Consider the following 7,181-nt stretch of genomic DNA (forward strand, 5'->3'; position numbering starts at 1 on the left):
TTAAATATAGTGCATGAATTAGGAAGAATCAGCTGAACTTGTATCATAGGAGAGCTGAGGAAAGGTGAAGCAAATATTGTAGGAATTTCACTAGGAGGACGGTTAGCTTTAAGATTTGGAATCGATTATCCTAAAATGGTAGAAAAATTAGTATAGTGAGAAGCAATGATAAAAAGTGAGAAACTTCATATAAATGGAGCTTCTCACTTTTTACTATTTTTAAGCTAAGAAGTTTTAATATACTGTCTCTACACCTTAATTATATCATATATAACAAAAAAGTTATAGACTGGTAATTTGAGGTGTATATGCTAAAATAGCAATATTAAATTAAAAATGCTAATGCTCATTGCAAGGAGGAGATATTTTGTCAATAAATAAATCTGAATGGCTAGTAGAAATGGAATGGTTAGAAAATGTACTTAGGGAGGTAAAAAGGCAATTAGAAGAAAAGAGAAATTCCAAAGATAATTTTAAAAAAGAGGCTATTGAGACACAAAGAGAATTATGGGAAAATGTTGGAGCTGTTTCAGTAGAGAATGGTTTACAGCATGTTGTAGATTTCATGCAATTTATTAATACTATGAAAATTCAAAAGACGAACCATGAGTTTGAAAGAAAACTAGTTGATAAATATGAGAATATGATTTCATCTCCTTACTTTGCAAGAATGGACTTTAAGGAAGAGGGAGAGGAAAAAGCTGAAAAGTGTTATATTGGAATTTCTAACTTAATTAATGAAGATTTCGATTTTTTTATATATGATTGGAGGGCTCCAATTTCTAGTATGTTTTATGATTATGAAATTGGAAATGCTTATTATAAATGTCCTGAAGGGATTGTAAATGGAAAAATATCAATGAAAAGGCAATATAAAATTAGTGATGGTAAAATCGATTATATGTTTGACAGTAATATAAAAATAGATGATGAAGTGTTGCAAGATATATTAAGTAAAAGTAGTGATAATAAAATGAAGACTATTATAACTACAATTCAAAAAGAGCAAAACAAGGCAATTCGTAATGAAAAATATAAAAATTTAATTGTTCAGGGGCCAGCTGGAAGTGGGAAAACTTCTGTTGCTCTTCATAGAATTGCCTATTTATTATATAAGCATCGTGATATTATAACAGCTAAAAACATAGTGATATTTTCTCCAAATAATATTTTTAATGATTATATTTCTAACGTTTTACCTCAGCTTGGGGAAGATAATATGTTGCAAACTACATTTAAAGAATATATGCATAAAGTTCTGGAGGATGTAGATGGTAAGGAAGATTATTGTGAAATGATGGAGAAGATTTTTGGTGATAAGAGTGATCCATTTTATGATGTTAGGATTAAAAGTTTAAAATTTAAGTCTTCTGTGAAGTTTGTTAATCTATTAAAAGTATATATAGAACACTTAGAAAAAATGAGTAGGGATTTTAGGGATATTACTTTAAGGGGGGAAGCTATAATTTCAGCAGTGGAAATACAGGAATTGTTTTATAAGGACTATAAGAGTTTACCTCTTAAGAGAAAATTAGAAAAGCTAAGGCAAAGAATTTTATATCTTATAGAACCTTATGAAAAAAGATTAGTTGATAAAGCAGTGAAAGAAGCAGAAGAATCTGGTAAATATTTAGAGAAGAGTGAAATAGTTAAAGTAAGTAAATCCTTAGTAGGTGGAGAAATTAAAGCTATAGTTAATGAAGTGGAAAAAAAAACCAAATTTGATTTGATGAATTGCTATAAAACCTTTTATGAAGATTTAGAGAGCTTCTTAAAAATGGCAAATATTAAATATGATAATGAAAGTATTAGAGAAATTAAAAGATATACCCTAGAAAATTTAAAGACTAAAAAGATAAATTATGAAGATCAAATAGCTTTATTATTTATAAAAGGAGCTGTAGGTGGTATTCCAAAAACAGAAGAAGTAAAGTATGTAATTATTGATGAAGCTCAAGATTATGCACCATTACAGTATGAAATTTTCAATCAATTATTTAGCAAAGCAAATAAAACAATCCTTGGTGATATATCTCAATCTATTAACCCTTATATGAATGTTGGAAGTTATAACAATGTTGTAAATATACTTAAAGCTGAGGATACTTCTATAATAAATTTAACTAAAAGTTATAGGTCAACAATGGAAATAACTAAATTTTCACGAAAAATATTAAGTGAGGAAATTCATGATGAATACGTGGAAAGAAGTGGAGATTGGCCTAGATTAACTGGTCTTTTAGATGAAAAAGATATAAATGAAAGAATAATAGAAGAGGTAAAAGTCCATAAGGGTTATGGGCATAACTCCATAGGAATAATAACAAAAAATATTGATGAGGCACAGAGGGTTTACAATTATTTGAGTGATAGAATTAGTGTTAAAATGATTGTAAGTGAGGATGATGAGTATGTTGATGATATTTTAGTTATTCCTGCATATCTTGCTAAGGGGTTGGAATTTGATGTGGTTATGATATATAATGCCAGTGATTTAAGGTATAAGGATGAAGAGGATAGGCTGCTACTTTATACAGCTTGCACAAGAGCCCTCCATGTTTTGGATATATTTTATTTAGGGAATGTATCATCATTATTAAAGTGAAAATAAATAAGGAATACAGAAAAAGTCTATCTTACAATTTGTTTAAGAGGTTATGTAATAATACAGTAAAATAAAAGCACATAATGGATTTATTGAGGCTAAATTAATCGAAGGAAGAATTGGATTTGTTGTAATGTTTAAGATAATATGATTTATAACTAAAATTTTATTATTCATCAAATTGATAAAAATAATATAGAAAATAATGTTGACTTTGACGTCGTGACGTACTTTATACTTCATATTAAGGAGGGGGTATAGTATGGAGCTTACAACGATTAGTGAAGTTTCAAAAAACTTTAGAGTATCTACTAGAACACTTCGGTATTATGAACAAATAGGGCTTTTGAAAAGTAGCAAAAAAGAAGGATATGCTTATAGAGCATATGATGAAGGGGCAATTTTACGTCTACAACAAATAATTATTTTAAGAAAATTACAAATTCCATTGAAACAAATTAGCAATATACTAGAGGATGAAGATGTTGTTATAGCTATTGAAATATTTAAGAAAAATGTACATGAGCTTACAAACAAAATAGATGCACTATCAACGATAAAAGCAATATTGATTAGCCTTATTGAGAAATTGGAAAAAAAGAAGGATATTCAAATACATCTTAAATTATTAAATAATGATTCCATACTTAATATGGTTGATACCCTATCCTTATCAAATTTCGATTTTAAGGAGGAAAAATCAATGGAAGATTTAAACAAAGCAACACAAAACTTAGAAATTCTTAAAAATGTTAGGATCATTCATTTGCCACCAAGTACAGTTGCTGCAAGTCATTACTTTGGCGAGAATCCAGAGCATAATGCTGGGGAACAGTTAGAAAAGTTTTTAAAGGAAAGTCACTTGTATGAAATAAAACCAGATGCTCGTGTTTTGGGTTTTAATCATCCATGCCCATCTAATGATAGACCTAATTATGGATATGAAGTATGGGTTACGATTCCTGAGGATATGGATGTTCCTAAACCTCTTGAAAAGAAACATTTTAATGGTGGATTATACGCAGCACATACGATGAGCTTAGGAAATTTTCACGAGTGGAAATGGCTAGCTAATTGGGTTAATATTGATAATCCGAAATATGAAGCTAATACTATTGATGACAATGGTGAAGTTATGGGAGGATTACTAGAGGAACATCTAAATTATGTTTATCATTCGCATCTTAACTGGCCAGAAAGTGATGAACATCAATTAGATTTACTCTTTCCAATAAAATTAAAAGATTAAATAAAATATTGGGTTAGAGGAAAATGCACCTCTAACCCAATACATTTGAATAATTTATATATTTAGTTTAATGTACTAATTCTAACTTATTAATTCCCAAGGTGTATCCCATGAATTTTGCACTTTTGTATCTGGGGCAAAGCCTCGTGACCACCATTTTGCACTATAAATCTTTCCTTTATGGCTAACCTTATCTCCAGCATAATAGCTTATATCAGGTTTCCACTGATCTTCAAGTGGTAATTTAGGAATTTCATCCTCAGAGGACTCTTCAAGCCCAGTATCAGTAATCTTATAAGTTATACTAGCAGCTTTTTTTAATTCTAATTTATTTTCTGCATTTGTAATTAACAATCTATTATCTGGCTCGCTGTGTTTTAGTGTAATATAGTATCCAGATTTAATAGCAATATTTTTAATTAGTGATTCATTTAATTCAGTACCAATGAAGTCTTTTGTGTAAACATCATTTCCTTCAGCATCTCTAATTAAAATTGAAGCATAACTGTCTGTAATGTAAGGATGTGGTTCAACGTTTTTTATATTAATTTCAGCTTGTTTAGAGAATAAATCTAAATTTAATTCTGCAAAAATCCAATCTCCTAAGCCTTTAAAAGTTATATTAAAGTTTTTACCTAAGTAAGGATTATTATTAGGTTTTGGTATATCATTTTCACTAATTTCTTTTAATTCATTTTTAGTAATTTGATATGAATTAGTGGAAGCTTTATTAAGTTCTAAATTCTTATCCTTATTAGTTATAAAAAGTCTATTAGAATATTCTCTGTGTTTAACTGTTAGATAATATCCTTCATTTAAAGGAATGTCTTTTACTAAAGCATCATTTACTTCATTACCAATAAAATCTTTATAGAAAACAGTTTCTCCAAAATTGTCTTGAATTAAAATTGAAGCATAGCTGTCATTAAAGTAATAATGAGTTTCAATATTTTCGATAGTAAGCTTACTAGTTAAGTTTGAAAGATCAAGGTCAAGTTTTGCAAATTGCTCATCATTATATCCTTTAAAATCAAATGTAAAGAATGAACCTTCATTTGGATTCTCTTCATTTGGATTTCCTCCATTTATTGTGGAATTCGGTAAAAGGTCGTTGTATTTTGCTAACATTTCACTTTTTAAAGGTTCTGTCAAAGCATCTATTGCCAGTTTTAGCTCTATTTTTGACTCTGCACAATCACTTTTAGCCATCAGTTGTTCAGCGTTAATTTTTCCTGCAAGACTATCAATTCTTCCAGCCAATTCTTGATTTAGGTTTTGGTTTAAGCTTTGGTTTTTTAGTCCTTGGCTAGTAACAATTAGTGTATTAGTCTGATTATTAGTAAGAGAAGTTTTATTGTCTCTAATTTTTAAACGTGATGGTTCACGATGATATAATCTAATCTTATATCCTTCTTTTAAAGTTTGGCTACTGCTTCCTAATACTGCATTTGTACCAGTAATTGATTTTGCATAAGTAACATTATTATTTTGATCTAAAATCTCAATTTTACCATACTGCTCATTTGGAAAATAATCATGTGGTGTCTTATTAAGAACTTTCACATTCAACTTTTGATTTTCTAAATCCACAGTAGCTGTAGCAAATAAATTATCAGATATTCCTAAAAAGTCTATTTCTTGATTTAGTAAAGTACTTTTTGTTCGTAACTTATAATTTAAAGTTACATTATTATTAGTTTCATTAACCTTTAAATAATGATTATCAAGTGTATATAATTTATCTGAACCATTTGTATTATAAATAGTATAAATACCTACTGGCAGTTGACCTAAAGAAAGTGTTGGGCTTGTGATAGCAACCGTTTTAACTTCTTTATCCCCATTCATTATATAAAGAGTTTGATTTTTAATTTGATTAAAATCATCAATTTTTAAATTTAAGGTTACATTTCCTTTTAAACCAGTAATAGCTAAATCATCTGTAGTCACTAAAGATAAAGGAGTTTCAAGTTTAAGTGATTGCTGTATTTGAGAAACTTGGCTAGTAGGAACAACCTCATTTAATGGTGCAACCGGTTTATAACCTTTATATCTGTTTTCTTCCTTTTGCCAAGAGGTCATATCTCCTCCAAAGGATTCTATAACTGGCGTAAAATCTAGTTTACTTATTTCTCCATAAGCTTTACTGAGTAAATCAAACTGTTTATAGTCAGATGTATTAAAGCCAGAAGTATTTGCTAATTTACGATATTCTTGATTAAAATGAGTAAAGCTATCATCTCCAGCTTTATCCTTCATAAGTACATGTGCATATAGTTGTTCTCTTAATCCCCAGGTATTAAAAGCTGCTTTATCTTGATGCCAAAGCTTATTTACATTATAGTCAACAGTATTTTTTCTACCATAATCATATAGCCATCCATTTGTAAGAATATCTACGTCTGGATCTTTTTTCTGAAGACTATGAGCATATATGTTATTCCAAACTTCTCCTCTAGTGAAATCGTCTTGATAACCGTGACCAATTTCATGTAAGGCTCCCCAACCTTTGGATAGCCAAAAGCTAGCTACTGAATCTAAAGTTTCTGCAGTATGATTGCCACCATAATATCCGCCACCAGGACCACTCTTATCAGCTTTTATAAAATATTTATTAGGAACATTTTTATCGGTTTGAACATTTGTATTAAAACTGATTCCAGCTAATTTATTGTAATACTCAAATACTTCACGATAATAAAGAATTAACTTATCAATAGAAGCAAAATCGTTCATATTTTTCATGTAAGCTTTATTTTTTTGTGGAACTAATAATTGAAAATAATCATCTAGTACTAAAGCAAAGGGAGCTGATGCTCTGTCCCACTCATTAAAAAACGATTGCTCATTTTGTCCTCTTTTATAAATAGGCAAAGTCTGCATACTGCCAGTTACCCTATATTCAATTTTAGGTTTCTCACTACCACCATAAACCGTATCTACAAATGGAACGGAGCTATATGGAGTTGATATAGTAATCGATGTTTGATTAAATGTTTTAGATACCTCATGTTGATTATTATCATTTAATAATCTTACAGTTAAATTTGCTCTAAAATTAGGATTTACCTGTCTAATTGTTAACTGTACATTTGCAGGTAAAATTATCCCTAAATCTTGTTTATCATGACCAAGTCCTTTAGAAAAACCAGTCTTTCTAAGCCAAGCAGGATCTTCTAAGGTATAAAGTTCTTTTTGTTTTACTTCATCAGCATAAACATTTGTTGCAGTTCCAAATATAGTGCAAATTAGTAATACTTGAAACATTAAAAATTTTGTAAAAGTTTTCATTGGTTTCTCCCCCTTTTATTATAAATTAAGTCTGTT

The 7,181-nt window shown here is 29.3% G+C and carries 3 protein-coding genes; 2 read left to right on the plus strand and 1 reads right to left on the minus strand.

Annotated elements, in window-relative coordinates; genetic code table 11:
- The first annotated feature begins 367 nt into the window (after positions 1-367).
- Together B2W91_RS12220 and B2W91_RS12225 are read left to right on the plus strand one after the other, a co-directional pair.
- A complete protein-coding gene (locus tag B2W91_RS12220; protein ID WP_414633126.1) occupies positions 368-2,605 on the plus strand; it encodes a HelD family protein in 2,238 nt (745 codons plus the stop codon).
- A 262-nt stretch (positions 2,606-2,867) separates the two neighbouring features.
- Positions 2,868-3,854, plus strand: a complete 987-nt coding sequence (locus tag B2W91_RS12225; RefSeq protein WP_291581314.1) for an effector binding domain-containing protein — start codon at positions 2,868-2,870, stop codon at positions 3,852-3,854.
- Between the two features lie 81 nt (positions 3,855-3,935).
- Here the strand turns inward: B2W91_RS12225 and B2W91_RS12230 are convergent, their stop codons facing one another.
- A complete protein-coding gene (locus B2W91_RS12230; protein WP_291581316.1) occupies positions 3,936-7,145 on the minus strand; it encodes a putative mucin/carbohydrate-binding domain-containing protein in 3,210 nt (1,069 codons plus the stop codon).
- Between the last annotated feature and the right edge of the window lie 36 nt (positions 7,146-7,181).

The sequence above is a fragment of the Clostridium sp. UBA6640 genome (genome assembly GCF_002455975.1).
In the GTDB taxonomy this organism is placed as follows: domain Bacteria; phylum Bacillota; class Clostridia; order Clostridiales; family Clostridiaceae; genus Clostridium_J.

What these genes read in the sequence shown, in the direction of transcription:
- B2W91_RS12225 (WP_291581314.1), top strand. Translation starts at nt 2,868, where the DNA reads ATGGAGCTTACAACGATTAGTGAAGTTTCAAAAAACTTTAGAGTATCT.
- B2W91_RS12230 (WP_291581316.1), bottom strand. Translation starts at nt 7,145, where the DNA reads ATGAAAACTTTTACAAAATTTTTAATGTTTCAAGTATTACTAATTTGC.